General features: G+C 37.9%; 17 protein-coding genes. All 17 read right to left on the minus strand.

Features of this window, described 5'->3' with window-relative positions; translation table 11 throughout:
* Positions 1-13: 13 nt before the first annotated feature.
* The 17 genes from G630_RS0101585 to leuD all read right to left on the minus strand — a co-directional run bounded on the left by G630_RS0101585 (position 14) and on the right by leuD (position 20,212).
* Positions 14-1,012: a DUF2953 domain-containing protein gene (locus G630_RS0101585; protein ID WP_026497524.1), complete on the minus strand. Its 999-nt coding sequence runs from the start codon at positions 1,010-1,012 to the stop codon at positions 14-16.
* Positions 1,012-1,350: a hypothetical protein gene (locus tag G630_RS0101590; protein WP_022759936.1), complete on the minus strand. Its 339-nt coding sequence runs from the start codon at positions 1,348-1,350 to the stop codon at positions 1,012-1,014. Before G630_RS0101590 ends, G630_RS0101585 begins: the two co-directional genes overlap by 1 nt.
* A gap of 30 nt (positions 1,351-1,380) precedes the next feature.
* On the minus strand, positions 1,381-2,799 hold the full coding sequence (locus tag G630_RS0101595) for a peptidoglycan D,D-transpeptidase FtsI family protein (protein WP_026497525.1): 1,419 nt from the start codon (positions 2,797-2,799) through the stop codon (positions 1,381-1,383).
* Positions 2,783-4,138, minus strand: coding sequence for an FtsW/RodA/SpoVE family cell cycle protein (locus G630_RS0101600; protein WP_026497526.1), 1,356 nt, complete (start codon positions 4,136-4,138; stop codon positions 2,783-2,785). Before G630_RS0101600 ends, G630_RS0101595 begins: the two co-directional genes overlap by 17 nt.
* 18 nt (positions 4,139-4,156) lie before the next feature.
* A complete protein-coding gene (locus G630_RS0101605) occupies positions 4,157-6,493 on the minus strand; it encodes a peptidase U32 family protein (protein ID WP_026497527.1) in 2,337 nt (778 codons plus the stop codon).
* Positions 6,494-6,543: 50 nt separating this feature from the next.
* Positions 6,544-6,951: a cell division protein ZapA gene (zapA, locus tag G630_RS0101610; protein ID WP_022759932.1), complete on the minus strand. Its 408-nt coding sequence runs from the start codon at positions 6,949-6,951 to the stop codon at positions 6,544-6,546.
* Between the two features lie 106 nt (positions 6,952-7,057).
* The gene (gene ruvB / locus G630_RS0101615) at positions 7,058-8,095 is read right to left on the minus strand and encodes a Holliday junction branch migration DNA helicase RuvB (RefSeq protein WP_044958392.1); all 1,038 of its coding nucleotides are present in this window, start codon (positions 8,093-8,095) and stop codon (positions 7,058-7,060) included.
* A gap of 16 nt (positions 8,096-8,111) precedes the next feature.
* A complete protein-coding gene (gene ruvA, locus G630_RS0101620; RefSeq protein WP_026497529.1) occupies positions 8,112-8,729 on the minus strand; it encodes a Holliday junction branch migration protein RuvA in 618 nt (205 codons plus the stop codon).
* A 40-nt stretch (positions 8,730-8,769) separates the two neighbouring features.
* Entirely contained in the window at positions 8,770-10,158 is a 1,389-nt protein-coding gene (locus tag G630_RS0101625) for a GGDEF domain-containing response regulator (RefSeq protein ID WP_026497530.1), read from the minus strand.
* Between the two features lie 26 nt (positions 10,159-10,184).
* Positions 10,185-13,961 carry a response regulator gene (locus tag G630_RS20275; RefSeq protein ID WP_044958393.1) on the minus strand — a complete coding sequence of 1,259 codons (3,777 nt, stop codon included), beginning with the start codon at positions 13,959-13,961 and terminating at the stop codon, positions 10,185-10,187.
* Positions 13,962-14,069: 108 nt separating this feature from the next.
* On the minus strand, positions 14,070-14,558 hold the full coding sequence (locus tag G630_RS0101635) for a Gx transporter family protein (RefSeq protein WP_022759927.1): 489 nt from the start codon (positions 14,556-14,558) through the stop codon (positions 14,070-14,072).
* Positions 14,559-14,584: 26 nt separating this feature from the next.
* Complete coding sequence (locus tag G630_RS0101640; RefSeq protein WP_049946034.1) at positions 14,585-14,968, minus strand: NusG domain II-containing protein; 384 nt, start codon at positions 14,966-14,968, stop codon at positions 14,585-14,587.
* A 238-nt stretch (positions 14,969-15,206) separates the two neighbouring features.
* Entirely contained in the window at positions 15,207-16,238 is a 1,032-nt protein-coding gene (locus G630_RS0101645) for a branched-chain amino acid aminotransferase (RefSeq protein WP_022759925.1), read from the minus strand.
* A 193-nt stretch (positions 16,239-16,431) separates the two neighbouring features.
* Complete coding sequence (locus G630_RS20280) at positions 16,432-17,844, minus strand: AI-2E family transporter (protein WP_022759924.1); 1,413 nt, start codon at positions 17,842-17,844, stop codon at positions 16,432-16,434.
* Positions 17,845-17,892: 48 nt separating this feature from the next.
* Positions 17,893-18,711: an Mrp/NBP35 family ATP-binding protein gene (locus G630_RS0101655; protein ID WP_022759923.1), complete on the minus strand. Its 819-nt coding sequence runs from the start codon at positions 18,709-18,711 to the stop codon at positions 17,893-17,895.
* 27 nt (positions 18,712-18,738) lie between these two features.
* The gene (locus G630_RS0101660; protein ID WP_026497532.1) at positions 18,739-19,734 is read right to left on the minus strand and encodes a glycosyltransferase family 2 protein; all 996 of its coding nucleotides are present in this window, start codon (positions 19,732-19,734) and stop codon (positions 18,739-18,741) included.
* Positions 19,724-20,212 (minus strand): 3-isopropylmalate dehydratase small subunit, encoded by a 489-nt coding sequence (leuD, locus tag G630_RS0101665; protein WP_022759921.1) that lies wholly within the window; start codon positions 20,210-20,212, stop codon positions 19,724-19,726. The genes G630_RS0101660 and leuD overlap by 11 nt, the downstream gene beginning before the upstream one ends.
* Positions 20,213-20,230: the final 18 nt, after the last annotated feature.

Below are 20,230 nucleotides of genomic sequence, written 5' to 3' on the forward strand. Positions count from 1 at the left end.
AAACTCTCCCCAATTAAGAATTTATAATTCGTTTAAATCTTCTATATGTCTTTTTTACATCCTTATTAAAATAAAGAATTGCAGCAGCCCAGACGATTCTGAATACTGTTATCCTTCCTTTAATATGGATATCACCCTTCAATATCTGTCTCTCAAAATCCGGCACAACATATACTTTGTTAACAAGCAGCGGATAAAGCACACCATATGCCGAAAGGATATCAGCTGTGACTGTCGGATCCTCAAGTCCGATAAGAAATTCCGCCTTAAAGCGTTTCGGAATAATCATCTTCAGGACTTTGATAAGCTGCTTTTTTGTGACTTCGAAAGCGCGCTTGAAAATATCGTTGGATAACGTATTTTTGACCATGTTTATCTTATCACATATTCTAGATGTTGTATATTGGATTTTTAAAAATACATCTTGTGGTACTTTTACTATTTTTATTACAGTATCCAATATTTTTTTCAGAAAATTCAGGAATCCTTTATCCTCATTATCAAAATCATCCGCATCAAAATCATCCGTTTTTGAATTTTCATTATTACTATCCTGATCATCAAAATCCCTTTCGGAATTACCTAAGGATTGTTCTTCGGCAGATGAATCGTCGGATGCTTCTTCTTTCGTCTCCTCGTTAATTAATTCGGTATCTTCAAAACCACTTTCTTTTTCCGTCGCCAATGAGTCGTCATTGTCTGCATTCTCTTCAGATAATTTCTTTTTCGGCGGAAATACCGTGAAACATAACACCTTTACCTTGAACTCCAAATCATCGGGATAGGATATCCCTCCTCTCACTAGATGCAGGAGCCAGCTGAATCTTACATCGGCAGAGACATTTTCTTTTAACTTATCTTTTTCCGTTTGCAGATCAGTCTCTTTAACAGAAGCATCCAGTTTGTACCTAACGGGTACAAAAAGAACAAGGAGTAAAAGCAGAAGCAATACTCCAAGTATTATAAGCAAAACTATTCCTATTATTTTAAGAATAGTAAGAAAAAGTGACATCAGTTATTCCCCAAAAGGCTGATAAGATAGCCTTTTATATCTCCTTCCATACCCTTTTTTGAAGCTTCTTCGGAAATCTTTACAACAATATCCAAAGCTTCATTATAGCTTCCTGCGATTCCATATATAAATTCAGGATGTCTCAAATAATACTTCTGTTTAAGGAAAGCACAATGCTTTATTTCAAGCTGCCCTGTCGGAATATCAGATGCGGTAATAACATATATGAAAAGCTGTCCTGCACCATGCTTTAGCTTCCACTTTACAAGGCGAGCATCCTTAATCGAATCGCCTATATACAATTTTGAGAAAAAATTACAACATCCCCTTAATCTCAAAAAAGCCTCCCAACAATCAAAAATAACATTTTACTTTTCGTTAAAATAGCAATCAAACAATCTTTTTGCGATAGGTACAGCAAATTCTCCGCCCGATCCTGCATTTTCAACAATTATAGTGACCGCAATCTCAGGATCCTCATAAGGTGCAAAGCCGGTGAACCATGCATGCGAATCTGATGTAGAATCTTTAAATTCCGCAGAGCCTGTCTTACCCGCAGCATTATATGAAAGACCTTTTAGTTTTGATGCGGTACCTTTTTCCACAACTCCAAGCATCATTTCCTTTAAAAAATCCGATTCTTCTTCAGAAACAAGTGTTTTATAGGCTTTGGGTGAAAAGGTTTCAATCTTTTTTCCATCTGCGCTGACAACACTATCGATGAGATATGGTTTCATCAGGGTACCGTTATTGGCAATGGCTGCAGTAATCAGATTCATATGAAGCGGAGTGACAAGAGTTTTACCCTGACCTATGCCAAGCTGCATAGTATCGGCATCTCCCAGGTTGTTATTGCATACTGCAGAAGATACAGAGTAATTCATATCCCAGGGAAGTTCGTTATTAAACATAAGCTTATCTAAGGTTTTCCCGAAAGCATCTCTGTTCAGCTGCAAAGAAATATTTGCAAAAGATGAATTGCATGATTTGGCAAATGACATGGAAAAATCAAGGCTTCCATGATTCTCTCCATGAAAACATCTTATAACATCATCACCTGAAGCAAATTTGCCATTACAGTTAAATTTATAATTTTTATAATCTTCGCCAATTTCGCGATAGTATTCTAAAGAGGTAACAATCTTAAAAGTTGATCCCGGAGGATAGAGCCCCTGCGTTGCCCTGTTAAGTAACTGGGTGTTACTTTTATCATTCGTAATAGAATCCCAGTCTTTTAAGATGGTTGCAGGATCAAAATCCGGTTTGGAAACAAGAGCAAGTACCTTACCTGTTTTTACTTCTGTGACTATTATTGCACCATCTCTTGCAGAAAGAGCTTCATAGGCAGTCTGTTGCAAATCAACATCAAGAGTTGTGTATACATCATCTCCGGGAAATTTTTTGTCATTTTCCTTAGCTTCTGCTTTACTTTTTAGTGCTGCATTGGAATTGATAAGGTAATAGTTGGCAAGATCTTCTATTCCGCTCCTTCCATTTACGGAAAAGCCCACAACATGAGAAAAAGTTTTACCAAAAGGATACTCCCTCGTTTCATTCCCCTCTTCATCTGTTGATGTAATTGCCAGTGCCTGACCGTCAGCAGAGTAGATTGTGCCTCTGGTATTTTGCTTTTTCAGAAGCTGCTGATGCGCATTATAACTGTTATCCATCATCTCCCTGTGATTGGTAATAGCATAAATTGATATATAGGAAATCATGGATATAAAAAGGATCACTGTAAAAACACCGATTATAATTATGGGATAAGATTTATTTTTTTCCTGCATTTATCTTCTCCCTTTTTCTTTTCAAATATTCCTGATATCTCTCATCGCTTCTTACAAGACATTCCCCCTCAATTAGAGAAAACATAATGATTGTAACCATTACTGAGGTACCGCCATAGCTTACGAGAGGAAGCGTTACTCCTGTAAGCGGAATGAATTTGGAATCTCCGCCAACAGTAAGAAATACCTGAAAAATATATGTTATCCCAAGACCTGTACATAATAGTCTGCCAAAGGAATTTTTTATTTTATATGCTTCCAGAAGTATCATGACAAAAGTTGACACACAAATCGCAAGAAGGCATGATGCAAAAATAATTCCCATTTCCTCGGCAATTGCGGCAAACATAAAATCCTCTTCAACATAAGGAATAGAGGAAGGAGTTCCTCCGTAAAGGCCAAGCCCCCATAGTCCGCCGCCGCTTATCGCAAAAAGAGACTGAGTTATCTGATATCCGGTTGAATCTATAGTGGTCCACGGGTCACTCCAGGCCTGCACTCTTTGCTGAACATGCGGAAAAAGCTTGTATGCCAGAACACTTGCAACAGATCCTGCAAGAATTCCTGACATCAGATAGAAATAGCTGTCGGTAGCTACAAAAAGTACACATAAATACACAACAAAAAAAATCAGTGCACTGCCAAGATCCTTAAGCAGAACAAGTATGATGACATGAACAGCGGCCAGCGCTGAAGTTATTGCAACAGTCTTAAAATCCTTATTTAAAGATAGTACGGAAGCTATAAAAAAGACGTAAATAATCTTTACGAGCTCCTGCGGCTGGAATGATAAGCCGGCAATTCTAAAGCTTATTCTGGAGCCGTTAACAACAGAGCCATAAATTAAAATAATCCCCAGAATTAAAATTCCGATTGCTGCAAAGACATAGCCTCTTCTTTCCAAAAACTCCAATCTGAACAACAGCTCCGGTATGACAAAGGCAAGTACTAATGATGCACTTGAGATAATGAATTGTCGTATCCCTTTTCCATAAGATATTCGCGTGATCATTATCATCCCGACCATAAGCATCATGCACATGTTGTTGATAATCAGCCTGTTTCCGTCGGGATAAACCATATGAAACATCGATATTGTGCTTGCAAGCACAAGCGCCTGTATCATCAGAAGAAAGAAATAACGTTTACTTCCGGTCTGTGCAATGATCTGAATAAAGCATGCAAACTGGGTAGCAAATAGGGATATGATCTGGAGTAAGTAAATCCAGCTTCTTCTCTTTTCACCTCTGTACATGAAAACAAGGAAGCTGAAAAATGTATATGCTCCCATGCTTCCTGCAATCACATATTTAGATATTTCTGTCAGGTATAATTCCATAAGCTGTCTGATTTTCCATTAATCCGCACTGCGTTCAAAGTGGCCTGTAGTGTAGTCTTTTGCGGATAATATATTTTCATATTTGTTTTTGTCTGATTCTGTGGCGAAAAACAGGCTGTTATAAGCATACAGCACATCTCTTACTTCTTCCGGTTTTTCGGTTGTAAAATCAAGACGATAAGAAACATAATACTTGGAAGCAATGCTCTTTAATTTATGTATTTTCTTAAAGAGTGAAACAGGAACACTGTTCCAAATAATATTATAACAGTGAAAGCAATCACATGTAACAGGTAGTATTCTTCCGGTTCTGTCAATCAACTTGTCATTTTCATAGTTGATAGCTTTTCCTCTGTCACCGGTACAACCTTTTAGCGTATTTTTTATGCAATTGGCAGTTAGCATCATGGGAACTCTTCCGTAAATCATAGTCCCTACGCTGATTTTTTGATCAGCGTCAATGGATATCGTTTTTTCTTCACACAAACAAGACAAAAGGTCTTCCGCCTCATGATGATTAAGCTCCAGTGGAAGATTAAATCCAGCGAACGATAAGTCCTTAAGGATTTCACAATATGAAGAAAGAGCTTCATGATTCCAGATATAGAGTCCGTAATCAGTTATTATTTCTTTCTTGAACTTGTATTCTTTAATAATACTCAGTTGTTCAAGGTTTCTGACAAGCACGCCGTCATAATCTTTGCTTTCGGCAATATCAAGAAGGCTTTTTATCTCCTTCCTGCAATCAATGAAGTTTTCATCTCTTGTAATGTAAGGAAGACTAATATAATTTCTGCATTTAGGTGATAAATGCAATTCATCGTTTAAAAGGACAATTCTGCTATCTATATAGATTGCATTAACGTTTTCAGATTCTTCCGAATATCTCACAGCTTCTTCTAATTGCGCTTTTGTTAATACAGAGATCAAAAATCCTTCATTTTTCTTCGGCGTCAAAGATCCTGATTTATCCGACTTAGATTCTTTCTTCTGATATTCATTTGAATACCCTCTGAATTTGCATATTTCATCTTCAAGCAAACATACGGCATTTCTTCGCAGCTCATTTAAAGCCTTGTTTGGTATAAAGATATTATCTGTGTCTATTTCTATTTTTTTATCAACAAGTTCGAAATGAGTATTTCCAAACTTTGAGAGCTGTTTTTCTATATCGGTTGCAGACATAGGTCTTTTTTGAGCTGTCTGCACAATTTCTCCAATGGCTGTTATAGATAAATTTTCATCTATTTCTGCACATTTTTCCAGGCATAAACTAAGTTCAGCCTCTTTCCCGGCCATTAGTTTACATTTTAGAAAAACCGGTAGTTTCTTCTCTCCGGTAAGATATTTATTTCGTATATCACCAAGAACAGCATCATCAGAGCCATTGTAGGCAGGACTGTCAAGCGTAACCATATCGGCTCCGTTATGTTTAAAGTAATATCCTTCCCCTGTCTCTGAACGAAGATATAAAGAAGCAAGGATTCTTTTATCCTCGGAGGTAGCCTTTATCCGAATTTTACCGGGTTCAAAAAGCTTGGCAGAACTTTTCTGCTCATAATAATTATCTATAAGCTTCCTGTAAATTGAAGTAACACCAGCAGCATATTCGGGCTTTTTCATTCTTCCTTCTATCTTGAATGAATCGATGCCGGCTTCTATAAGCTCGGGAATACGATCAAACATGCACATGTCTTTAAGACTGAGTGCATAACATTCAGTATTCTTAGAAGTCCTGTAAGGAAGTCTGCAGGGCTGTGCGCAACGTCCTCTGTTACCGCTCCTCTCTCCAACCATGCTGGAGAACAGGCATGCTCCGGAGTAACAGTAACACATTGCACCATGTATAAAAGCTTCAATTTCTATGCTATGTCCGTCAGGAAATTTGCAATTATCATGTATTTGTCTGATTTCATCAAGGGAAAGCTCTCTCGCGGGTACTACTCTTGAAGCTCCAAGTTCCATAAGAAGCGATGCTCCGGCATTGCCCGTAATTGTCATCTGCGTACTGACATGCAATTCTACCCAGGGGAAAGTCTCCCTTATAATCCGGAATATACCAAGATCCTGAATTATTGCACCATCGAGGCCGGCATAAGCAAATTGTGCAAAAAAATCTATAAAAGCAGGAATTTCTTTTTCCTTTAGAAGAGTATTTACAGTGAGGTAAATCTTTTTTCCAATCAAGTGGGCATAGCGAATAGCCTTAATCACTTCCTCATCTGTGAAATTGTCTGCAAAAGCTCTTGCGCCAAAGCCCCGACCACCAAGATATACAGCATCAGCACCAGCGTTAAAGGCACCAATCATGGTCTCATAATTGCCGGCGGGAGCAAGCAATTCTACTTTATCCATAGATAAACCTTTCCTTAAGATGAAAAAGGCTGCCAATCGGCAGCCTCATATTACTTTTTCAGAGTTTTAAGCTCTGTCTCCATCTGGATTATCTTTCTTGAATCCTCTGAAATGTCAGACTGAAGATTCTTAACATTTTTCTCTGTGTTTTCAAGCTTTATTTGAGTAGCAATCAGCTCATGTTTTATATCGTAAAGTTCTTTTTCCTTATCACTGAGTTGACCTTCAAGCATTTCTACCTGTTTCTTTGCTTTGAAATAGTCATCTGCGATATTGAGCTGAAGCAGAACATTCTGTGTATCCACGGGTTGTCTCTTAAAGCCGTCCATCTTGTTGTAATCAGCTATCTTATTGTTGATATAAGAAGCAACCTTCTGCAGATATTCTTCACTCTCGTATCCGCTAAGTGTAAAGACCTTACCGCCTATAATTACCTCTGTATCTGTCTTAGAAGCCATAGTTTTCCTCCCCACCTTAAAACTAAATATGTATTAAATTATATAACTTAGAAGTAAGGATTAGCAATAATATTAGATGTTATTTAATAATAAATATACCACAACATCATGTATTTGTCATCCCTGCAAGCCCAAGATGTGCATATGCAAGGTCTGTAACAACTCTTCCTCTCGGGGTTCTGTTTATAAGACCGTTTTTCAAAAGATAAGGCTCGTATACATCCTCAATAGTACCGGGGTCCTCTCCTATTGAAGCCGCCAATGTATCAAGACCGGCAGGACCTCCGCCAAATTTTTCTATAAGTGTAAGAAGAAGTGTCCTATCGTTATGGTCAAGCCCCAGTTTATCTACATCCATCAGATCGAGAGCAGTCTTTGCAACTTCTTCTGTGATTACACCATCATACCGAACCTGGGCATAGTCACGTACTCTCTTCAGAATTCTATTGGCGATTCTAGGTGTACCGCGACTTCTTCTTGCCATTTCACGTGCACCGTCTTCCATGGTTTCAACCCCAAGAACCTTTGCCGACTGCATGATTATCTGCATTAGCTCAGGTGTCTCATAGAATTCCATTTTATAGAGCATTCCAAATCTGTCGCGAAGCGGAGCTGTAAGCATACCTGCTCTTGTAGTGGCTCCTATAAGAGTAAAATGAGGAAGATCTAGTCTTATAGACCTTGCAGTCGGTCCTTTTCCGATCATAATATCTATTTTGAAATCTTCCATTGCAGGATAAAGAACCTCTTCCACCTGCCTGTTTAGTCGGTGAATCTCATCGATGAAAAGAACATCACCCTCTTTGAGATTATTAAGGATTGCAGCAATTTCACCGGGCTTCTCAATAGCCGGACCACTGGTTACCTTGCAATGAACACCCATTTCATTTGCAATAATCTCGGCAAGAGTCGTTTTACCAAGTCCGGGAGGTCCATAGAGAAGAATGTGATCAAGACTCTGATTTCTCTTTTTGGCAGCCTCAATAGATACAACAAGATTTTCCTTAATTTTTGACTGACCAATATAATCCGCAAGCCTCTTTGGTCGAAGAGACCCCTCTATTTTTTTATCTTCATCAATTACCTCTGCATTAACGGCACCGTTTCCACGCTCTGCAGAGGTTCTTATTGTTCTTTTTTCCATACCTTTTTATATCCTCTTAAATTAGCTCTTTTAATGCAAGCTTAAGAATACCCTCAGTATCTTCTGCAGCTGCACCGCCATCTCCAATGACTTTCCTTACAGCACGAGAAGCTTCAGACAGACCATAGCCAAGACTTACAAGTGCTTCAACTGCCTCATTCGAAGGTTCATCAGCTCCGGGAACCGATATATTCTCACCGTTTCCACCGGCTTTTCCGGACAAAATATCATCATCGGAAATTTTATCCTTTAGTTCGAGGACAAGTCGTTCCGCTGTTTTTTTACCAACTCCGGGAGCCTTGCTTATTGCTTTGGAATCACCTGAAACAATTGCAAATCTCAGGTCATCCGGTGTCATTACGGATAAAATTGCCTGCCCTCCTTTGGGGCCAATGCCGCTAACACTAATAAGAAGCTTGAAAAATTCAAGCTCATCTCTTGTAAGAAATCCGTACAAATTCATGGCATCCTCACGAACACTCATATATGTATAAAGTTTTATCGGTTCTCCCTTAGAAGGAAGTCTGTCTGCAGTATAAGCAGAGATATTGACATTATAGCCAATACCTCCGACATCTATAATTGCCTGCAGATCTCTTTTTTCATCCAGTATTCCGTTAACAAAAGCAATCATTATCAAAGAGCTCCAATTTAATTATTTTTTTGGGAAATATTTATTTTTTTGAAAAATCCCCGGATCTTCTCTTACCATCATTTTCACTGTTGGAAGAGATGATCTCTGTCTCGTAGGAGACATTTATTTTTGAAGAAAAATCAAGTTTTTGCCAGGACGTAATTAATCTTCCTATAACGCTATCTATATATTGTTCATCGATATCAGGCAAAAACAGAAAAAACTCATTTATACCGTTTTGCATCATAACGTCACTCTTTCTGAGTGAATTAGATAAAAATGTACCGAATTTCTTCATGCATTCTGTAAATTCGACTTTGGTCATATCTGATGAAACTGGCGTTGCATTAAAGAGTACTTTATATGCAGTGCCGTTATAGCTTCTGATATATCGCAGCATATATCTGTAGATGTGGCTGAATGCATCCTGGCCTATCCACATTGCACTGTTATAAGTTTCGTTTTCCTTGAGCAAATTACTGATTCTTTCTATCTCGTCTTTGGAAGCAACATCATATTCAATAACCTGTTCCATGGAATCCGAGAAAATATTGTAGCCATGCTTACCATGTTGTTTAACCTGATAAAGCGCGGTATCAGCCTTTCTGAACAGAAGGTCATAGTCTCTTCCATCATTCGGTATAAAAGATACACCTATGGATACACCGGTATTAAACGGCAGCGTATCTCCTACCAACTCATGCATTTTGACTGCAAGCTGCTGATTTATTCTATCGTTTAAAGAGCTGATACCATTCTCTCCCTTAAAGTTTTTTAGGAAGATGACAAATTCGTCGCCGCCTATTCTGCCGATGATATCCTGCTCACGAGTATTGGTTTTAATAATATCTGAAAATGCTTTAAGGACAAGGTCTCCCTTGTCGTGCCCGTAAAGATCGTTAACCTTCTTGAAATTATCAATATCAAGAATCATTAACGCTCCATCTGTGTCCTTGCACACTGATAATAATTTTTCATTTACGGCAGATTTATTTAAAAATCCGGTAAGGCCATCTATTGTAGCATCATTAATAAGTTCCTTAATTTTTGAAGTGTTTTCAAGAACATTGGAAATTCTTTTTAGCAGTACCTCTTCATTAAGAGGTTTGTGAATATAATCGACCGCACCAAGCTGGAGGGCTCTGTTCTCTGAGTTTTTATCTTCGTCGGCAGTTAAGAAAATCACGGGAGTTTCCTCTTCGTCCCTGTCCTTTTCCTGTTCGCGAAGTTTCTCATAGGTCTCAAAGCCATCCATTTCAGGCATAAGAATATCCAGAAGAATCAGATCAGGTTTATTGTTCTTTAAATGAGCAAGAAGCTTTTTTCCTGATTTGATCGCAGTGACACGTATATTATTCTGGCTAAGAATATTACCTGCTGCGAGCAGATTGGTCATGTCATCATCGACCACAAAAACCCAACCGGCCATTTTCAACTCCTCCGAAAAAAGTACCATTAAATAATTGAACTAATTTCATCTTCAATTTTATCATACCATTCAAAGATTTTTTCTGTTTTTTCATCAATTATCGATAAATTATTATCTTTTCCTGCAAATTCCAGTTCTTTGGCGAGTTCGCTGAATTCCTCAGCTCCAAGAAGTTTAGTTGAACTCTTAAGCGCATGCAGCTCAATTATATAATTCTTAATATCTTTTTTCTCATAGAGTTCTTTTATTCTCTTCTTTTTTACATCTGCAGTTCGTATAAACATCTGAAGAATGGTGATATAGGCATCCTCAGAACCACATAATGAAATAGCCTCATCGATATTCAGATATGAAAGCTTTCTGAGCTTTTTCATATTATCGGAAGCATTGTCCTGATCGGCTTTTGATTCAAATATAGATTGTCCCGGTATAAACTCAATAATATCATCGTCTACAATAATCTCATCAGATGACGGTATTTTTTCAGGTTCAGCCTCTTTTTCAGAAATAACTTCTTCATAAGACATTTTGAAATCTGGAAGATATTTACCAAGCATTTTTTCAAGAGCTGCCGGGTCGACGGGTTTTGACAGATAATCATGAAAACCTGCTGCAATATATTCTTCTCTTGCTCCGACAACAGCATTGGCAGTAAGTGCAATAACTGTGGTATCTTTCCGTAATAAATTCTCTTTCTTTAATTCTTGTAAAGTCTCAATACCATCCATTTCTGGCATCATATGATCGAGAAGGATGATATCATAATGCTTTTTTCTGACCTCACTTATACACTGGGCTCCTGATGTTGCAAAGTCGGGAGAAATCTTATTTCTTTTAAGGAGACCTTTTATAACCGCAAGGTTCATTTCGTTATCATCAACAACAAGGATATCAGCATGCTCAGCAACAAGATACTTCTCGGTAGTATCCTGCTCATCAGTAACAACAGTGGAAATATCGAAATCTCCGAGATAACCCCAATCGGTTACCTTCTGATTGAGGTCAAATGAAAATTCCGAACCTTCGCCGTATACGCTCTTAACCTCAAGATGACTGCCCATCATTTTAAGAAGACTTGTAACAATAGCAATACCAAGCCCCGTGCCCTCAATATTTCGGTTTCTCTTTTCATCAAGTCTCTGGAAAAGAGCATTCAGCTTATCCAGATCAACATCCTTAATACCTATACCGGTATCAGTAACCTTTACTTTCAAAATAGTGTGCTCTTTATCGTAATTTTCCGCAGAAACAGACAGGGTAACAGAACCCTTCTCCGTATATTTTACGGCATTGGTAAGAATGTTCAGGATAATCTGCTTTATTCTGACGTCATCACCATACATCCCTCTCGGTATATCCGGATCAATCTCAAGCTTAAGTTCAATATCTTTATTTTTAAATCTGGGACTTATCATGTTTATGACATCATTTAAAAGTGTCCTTGTTTCATAATTAACACAGATAATCTCGAGTTTTCCTTCCTCGATCTTTGAAAAATCAAGAATACTGTTAATTAAACTAAGAAGTGTCTTAGAAGCGCTTCTTATCTTGCTTGCATAACCCTTTATCTCTGATCCCGGATTTTCTCGGAGAATCATTTCGTTCATTCCGATAATGGCATTGATAGGAGTTCGAATTTCATGTGACATCATTGCAAGGAAGTCACTCTTTGCTTTTCCTGCTGCAATCGCACTGTCAGCGGCCTCCTGCAACTGGCTGTTCATCTCCTCCTGCCACGTAAGCAGTCCTCCAAGCAGCCTGTACACAGCTATCACACATATAAGTGATGACAAGAATGCAATTGTACCGTATAGTATGGTCCTTCCGTAAATGCTAAGGAAATAGAACACAATATAAACCTTAAAGCCGGAATACTCATTCTCAACTGCAAGTAAAACTTTAAGATCATTATCATAATCCTTAAATATCATTATACTTTCGCCGTTTGTCTGGGCTTTTGCATAAGGCAGCTTTGCAATATTAGTAGTTTTTCCTTCCCGCATTTGATAAGATCCGTTCGGATGATTGATAATCATGCCTCTTGTATCGGTAAGGAATGCATAGTTTTTGTCATCATAGGATTTTCCGAGGATATCTATAAGCTTATCCATGTAAAAATCTATACCAAATACCCCTAGGAATTTTCCTGTTTTGCTGTCATATACAGCCCTTGAAATTGTTACACAGTAATATCCTGTTTTGGCATCTATATAAGGACTTGAAATACATGTCTCTTGATCAGAATTAATACTATCCATGTACCACTGTCTGTCTTCAACCTTAAAATTACTGTCGGGCTTCCAACCGTTATTCATATATACCGTAGGAGTGAATTCTTTATTAGCAATATAAGTTGCTGATATCTGCTCGTATTGCGCGGTTATTCTTTCAAGATAATCTACAGTATTATCATAATTATTAAGGATATCGGGCTTTGTTGATATATCTGTACAGAACATATCAAGAATACTCTCTTGTGTAACAACCCATTCCGAAACCTGGTTGTTATATTGACCAACCATTTCACGCATGCGTGCCTTACACCATCTTGAGGTCATCCAGCTGATTGAAAGGACACTGATTAACATTGTAAGAGCCATCAGTGATATGATGAGATTTCTGAACCTGCTGCTGACTTTTGTGTATCGTTTTACACTTTGAGTATTACGTTTCTGTTTTTCTTCTTTTACAAAATTGGAATAACTGATGATTTGCTGAATGCTTTCAGAAAGCTGCTTTGTTGCATCCTGAATAGCCTCAAATCTGGCTTCATAATTTTTATCTTCATCAAAAGCCTTTGAGGTTGAATTGTTAATGATTGTATTTAACGGCGATTTTAAGTCGCCTGAAACAGCCCTAAGGAATTTATCTTTTGATTCAAGTGCATCCTGAGCTTTTTGCTCATTTTTCTTACTTACATAGTAAAGGACAAAAATAATTATAAAAAGAATAGCATTAAGAATAATCGCAGCTAAAAGCCACAAATAAGAGTCATGATATAATTCCCAATCATTGATACATACTATAAGATACCACCCAAAATCAGTACCGGTGGCAAAAAGATTATCGTTAAAAAGCCCGTTTTTTATCCTCGAAGAAACTGTATTATCCGACGTTTTTGCATGATCAAAAACCCCGGCAAGTTCAGGATATGTATCCTGGAGCTTAAAACCTACATCGTCCTTATTGCTGCAACCTGCAATAACACCATCTCCTGAAACCATTACTGCGGTATTATTGTTTGCAATCGCAATCTGTTCGATTTCTTTCTGGATTTTATTTAAAGAACAATCTATGGCAATTACGGTTCCATCTTCCAAAGTCTCTTTTGAAACCGTATAACAAAATTGACCTGTTACAACATCAACATAGGGATCGCTTACATAAACCTTTTTATCATTGTTAACGGCACCCAGATACCAAATTCTGTCATTGGCATTATAACCATCTGTTTCATCAAGATCCGGAATAATTTCATAGTCTTTTCCCGCAATGTATACATTAAAATCAACGCCGTCAGAATCTTTGAAAATCGCATCTTTTTTTGTATAAATGTAGGTTTCCAAAGCATCTTTATCATTTAATATAGGCAAAACTTCAATGGCTATTTCTGATGCATGATTTTTTGCGGTATTTATTCCTTTATCAAGCTCTGCAACAATACTCTCCAGCTGATAAGCACCGGAATTTCTTGTTTCTTCAGCTGTCATATTAAATACAAGAAAAGTATTTATCAGGGTAACGAATATCAGAGCTATTAATACAATTATAATTATTCCGGCTGTACTTTTACTTTTCCTCACCGAAAAACCCTCATAAGTTAACAGAAAAATCAATAGATTACATCATAATTACACAAATAAATTATAAGTGTTTTTAGGTAAGCACATTATAAAGTTTTCTTAAAACGTTCATAAAATCTTGCTGTATTTAAGCATATAACCGGCTATTAAACCATTTAAAAAGCCGCACAGAGCACCTGAGATCAAAAGAAGCGGTAAATAGTAGATTATTCCGGAGGTTTTAACCACAAATGCAGCAATAAGAAGCTGACCGATGTTATGCGCAACACCGCCGCAAATACTTACTCCTCTCACATCGAAAATATCTGTCTTCTTAACAACACACATGACAATAAAGCTAATCACAGCTCCTGCAATAGAAAAAAGTATGCCAAACATATTTCCGAACAAGAAACCAGTAAGCACAATCCTTAACAGGTTTACAACTGCCCCTTCCTTATTCCCATAACTGTAGATCAAATATACGATTGCCATATTCGGAAGTCCAAGCTTCATCCCAGGAACACCTCCGAAAAACGGAATTAAACTCTCTATATATGATAAAATCATCGCGTAGGCCAAAAGAAGCCCAAGCAGTGCAAGCTTTTTTGTTTTCATAACAATCCTTCTGGCATTTAATCAGATTATTTCGACATACTGTCGAGTTCACCCTTTTCTTCACTACCCTTTATAGTAACAACAACTCTGTGCGGGAGACATATTATCGACTCCCCGATCTTTGAAATCCCCCCCTGCTTAATACACAGTTTATCAGGGCAATCAGCCTCATTTACATAACAAACTCCATCCCTGACAACAACCTTATTTTTACCTCCATCAAACCCGATGACTTCCAACTCATTATCAACATCAAGGGCCAATTCCTTTACCACTTCCCCATCAACCGAAATCACCACAAGTTCGCCATTCCTCGAATTAACCCTGTTAAACAACATAATCAAAAGAGCAAATCCAATCACACCGCCTAATAACACATAACTTTTTACTTTCTTATTATTTTCATTCATAATCATTGCCCAACTTATAATGTAATTAACAAAAAACGCCCTATCTCCTCAAGGAAACAGGGACATAAAATAATTATATAGAAAGTTTACATAATAGAAAAGGTCGAACGCTGCAGATTGATTGGATAAGGCGGATATATGTGATACTTTGTTAGCTTTGGAATGTATAGTTCCACGCAAACAAATATCACATATATTCGCCTAATAACAAGCAATAAGCAGTGTTCGACCTTATTTATTATTTTATAACATGAACCCAGCCTTCGGGAGCTTCGATTTCGCCCATCTGGATTCCAGTGAGAGTATCGTAGAGCTTCTGGATAACGGGACCCATCTTCTCCATGCCGGACTCGAAGCAAATCTCATTGCCGTGATCGTTGATCTTACCTACGGGACTGATTACCGCAGCGGTTCCGCAAAGACCCATCTCCTTGAAGTTGTGTACCTCGTCAAGACGTACAGGACGCTCATCTACTGTAAGTCCAAGATAATCCTTAGCTACCTGAACAATTGATCTTCTTGTGATTGAAGGAAGAATTGAATCGGTAAAGGACTTTGGAACAACAAGATTACCGTTTTCATCTACAAACAGGATATTTGCTCCACCTGTCTCTTCAATGTAAGTTCTGTTCTGAGCATCAAGATAAACGTTCTCAGCGAAGCCTTCATCATGAGCGGTTACAATTGCATGAAGACTCATCGCATAGTTGAGACCTGCCTTGATGTTACCTGTGCCATGCGGTGCGGCTCTGTCAAAATCACTGATTTTTACTACGATTGGCTTAGCGCCACCCTTGAAGTAAGGGCCTACAGGTGTAACAAAAATTCTGAACTGATACTCATCAGCAGGCTTAACACCTATTACATTGCCTGTTGCAAACATTACAGGTCTGATATAGAGAGTAGCTCCGCTTCCGAAAGGAGGAACCCAATCTTCGTTAGCCTTAACAACTTCCTCGACAGCTTTTATGAATCTATCCTCAGGAAATGCAGGCATTTCAAGTCTTTGAGCTGAATCAACCATTCTCTTTGCGTTGAGATCCGGTCTGAAACAAACGATATGACCATCCTCTGTTGTATAAGCCTTAAGTCCCTCGAATACCTCCTGTGCATAATGAAGCACTCCGGCATCCTCACTCAGAACAATCTTAGAATCTGTTGTAATGGCGCCGTCATCCCATTTACCATCTTTAAAATTTGACACATAGCGGTAATCCGTTACGTGATAATTAAATCCAATACTTGACCAGTCTAAATTCTTTTTCCCCATAATAACTATGCTCCTTTGATATTTTATAGATCAGTTCAGGGATGAAAATATCTCTAAGCCGATTAGTTTTAACGCTTTAACGCGCCAATGTTTAAAGAATATTATAGTTACATAAAATCAAGTGTCAAGGCGCAAATTTAAGCATTAATAATTTAAGGTATACATTACAAAATTAATGTTTCATTAATTTTGCTCAATCTTTCTCATCATCTTTCTCTGAATCATCAGAAATACTGAGAGGTGATGGCGGAGTAGGTACAACATTTTCTATGTTTTTCTTTGCTTTCTTGTAAAACTTGAATATTCTCCTCCAGGTTGATGCCTCATTATGAACATAATATTTTGTATTATCAGCATCTTCGAGAGTCACAATACCTTCATCATCCATATAAGCGGTATCTATATATGTTGAAGTGTCTCTCGGCAATTTCTTTTCCCGAAGTCTCTTTAATGTAATATGACTGAAGAGTGCATAAATACATGCAAAAACAGGAACACCTATAAGCCATCCTATAGGCCCCCATATGCCGCCAAAAAACATAATGGCAAAAATAACCCAAAAGCTCGATAAGCCTGTTGAATTGCCAAGAATTAAAGGCCCGATGATATTACCGTCTATCTGCTGAAGCACAACAATTGTTATAAGGAATGCCAATGCCTTTATTGGATTGATCATGATAAGCAGGATAAGCCCAAAGCCTCCGCCTATATACGGGCCAAAGAAGGGAATCAGGTTAGTAAGTCCCACACAGAAAGCAAGAACTATCGGATATGGAACCTTTAATAACTTGATAACGATAAAGCAAATTATTCCGACAATAAGCGAATCTACAATTTTACCCATGATGAATCCGGTAAAGGTATGATGCGCATATCTAAAGGCGCCAATAACTTCATTTGCAAACTCTTTTTTTAGATATGCATAGCAAAGCTTTTTGCCCTGCCCGATAAATACTTCTTTGGAGTTAAGAACATAGACAGCTACGACAGTTCCTACTATCAGATATAAAAATATCTGAACTATGTTCATCATACTCTTGGATATTGTAGAAATCATTGTGGAAAGATTAGGAACAAAATTATCTCTGAAAAGCTTTGTCAGAGTCGTAGAATATTCCTGCAAAAGAGAATCCACCACTCTCCTGACGGAAGGATTATCATTGAGATATTTATCCATAAATCTTTGAAAATTTGAAGCATAGAAAGGGAAATTGCGAATAATGTCCCTTATGCTTCTAATAAGTTGAGGAATAAGAACCATCAGCATTGCATAAAGAATTAAAAAGAAGAACGCCATCGTTATTGTAACGCTGATTTTTCTTACTTTCTTTTTTCTTTTAAAATACTGAGGTTTTTTGAGATCAATCCCCTTAAGATTATAAAGCGGATAAATCCATCTGTGTTCAATGGTATTTAGAATAGGCGTAAGAATATAGCCTATAACACATCCTAAGATAATTGGCGTGAGAATGGAAAGAAGCCGGTTTATGCTTTTAGTGAGTGCCTTCCCGTTAAAAAGTACATAGTAGATCAGCATAATGATCAGTGCACAAATAACTACGCATGCCATTATACTAAGCTGTTTCTTCCCCGGTTTCCATTTCATAAGGTCCATCCCCCAACGATAAACTTAAAACGTCATTTTAATAATATATTATAGATTTTCAAGCTTATATACAAGACTGTCCATAAAGTCTGCATCATATTCTTCTATCTTACCTGCGTCACATTTTGTGGCAAATTCAGGATCAAGCGGAATTCTTGCAAGAACGTCAAGTCCGTTTGCTGCAGCGTAAGAATCAATCTTACTTTCGCCAAATACATAAATAGGCTTATTGCAGTGAGGGCAATTCATATAGCTCATATTTTCAATAAGGCCGATGACAGGTACATTCATCATTTTAGCCATATTTACAGCCTTCTCAACTATCATGGAAACAAGTTCCTGAGGAGTTGAGACAACAAGTATTCCATCGATGGGAAGTGACTGGAAAACAGTGAGCGGAACATCACCGGTTCCGGGCGGCATATCTACAAACATGTAGTCCACATCTCCCCAGCAGGCTTCACCCCAGAACTGTTTAACAACACCTGCTATAACAGGGCCTCTCCAGATAACGGGATCTGTATCATTTTCCATCAAAAGATTGATTGATACCATTTTTATTCCGTTTTCGGATTCAGACGGAATCATATTGCCATCATCATCTGCGTATCTGATCTGTGAAGCGCCAAACATTTTGGGAATCGAGGGACCTGTAATATCAGCATCAAGAATTGCTGTTTTATATCCTTTCTTATTCATGGCACAAGCAGAAAGTCCGGTAACAAGGCTTTTTCCAACACCGCCCTTACCACTTACTACTCCGATTACTTTTTTTACAGTTGAACCTTTTGCAAGGTCTACGCGAAAGCTCTGTTCACTCTCCTTTTTAAAATCCGCAGGAGTCTTCTTTTTCTTTTCTTCTGACATTACTAAAACCTCAAATCTATATATTTTTTATCTAATTATTTTAACATCCGTAAGATTAACCTTATCTTCTTTATCACCAAGATATTCACTTATTATGTATCTTGGCCTATTTTTTGTCTCAAGATAAATCTTACCAACATATTCTCCTATCACACCAAGTGAAATCATTGTGAGACCGCCGATAGCCCAAATTGATAAAACAGTTGTGGTCCACCCCGGTATCGTATTTCCTGAAAAATGTCGCACAAGAGAATAAATAAGTATAATTATACTTACGGAAAATATTAATACGCCTAGACCGGATATAATCCTTATTGGCTTAACACTAAGTGATGTTATCCCCTCGAATGCAAATGAAAGCATCTTCATCAGCGGATATTTACTTTCTCCCGCAAATCTCTCAGATCTCTCATAATAGACAATATCCGTCTTAAGTCCGACCATCGGAACAATTCCGCGAAGGAACAGATTTACCTCAGTGAATTCGGAAAGCATCTCCAGCGCAGTACTGCTCATAAGTCTGAAATCAGCATGATTATAAACGATATCAGCACCCAAATTATTCATAAGCTTGTAATAGCTTTGGGCTGTACCCCTTTTAAAAGCTGTATCAGTCTGTCTGCTGCTTCTTACGCCAAAAACAATCTCAGCTCCCTGCTTATATTTTTCAATCATCTCATCAATGGCACCAATATCATCCTGAAGATCGGCATCCATTGAAATTGAAATATCGCAGACATTTCTGACAGTCATAAGACCGGCAAGAAGTGCATTCTGATGGCCTCTGTTCCTTGACAACTTTACACCCTGAAAAAGTTCATTTTTCTTATGCAATTCATCTATCATGTTCCAGGTATTATCTTTTGATCCGTCATCAACAAAAACCACTCTGCTATTAGCTGATATGGTTTTACTTTCTATAAGACTGTTCAGTTTTTCCTCAAGCCTCCTGGAGGTTTCCGGTAATACCTCCTGCTCATTGTAGCAGGGGATTACCATGAATAATCTGATATCATTTTGCATTGATATAATTTACCAGTCCTTCGCTGTCGATTATTTTTTGCATAAAAGGAGGGAATGCCTGTCCCTGATAGGTCTTACCTGTTGTCTCGTCGGTAATTACACCCGTATCAAAATTGATACTTACGATATCACCGGCTTCGATTTCATCGGCTGCCTCTTTGCATTCAACAATGGGAAGACCGATATTGATGCTGTTTCTATAAAAAATCCTGGCAAAGGTTTCTGCTATAACACAGGAAACACCAGCAGCCTTTATGGCAATGGGCGCATGTTCTCTTGAAGAGCCGCAACCAAAGTTCTTATTGGCAACAATGATGTCACCTTTTTTTACATTCTGAATAAATGTCTTATCAATATCTTCCATACAATGAGCAGCAAGCTCTGCATGGTCGGTAGTATTAAGATATCTTGCGGGGATGATTACATCCGTATCAACATTATCCCCGAACTTAAAAACATTTCCTCTTGCTTCTTTCATAGTTATTTTCCTTTCAAA

The organism is Butyrivibrio sp. WCD2001 (assembly GCF_000424485.1).
Taxonomy (GTDB): domain Bacteria; phylum Bacillota; class Clostridia; order Lachnospirales; family Lachnospiraceae; genus Butyrivibrio.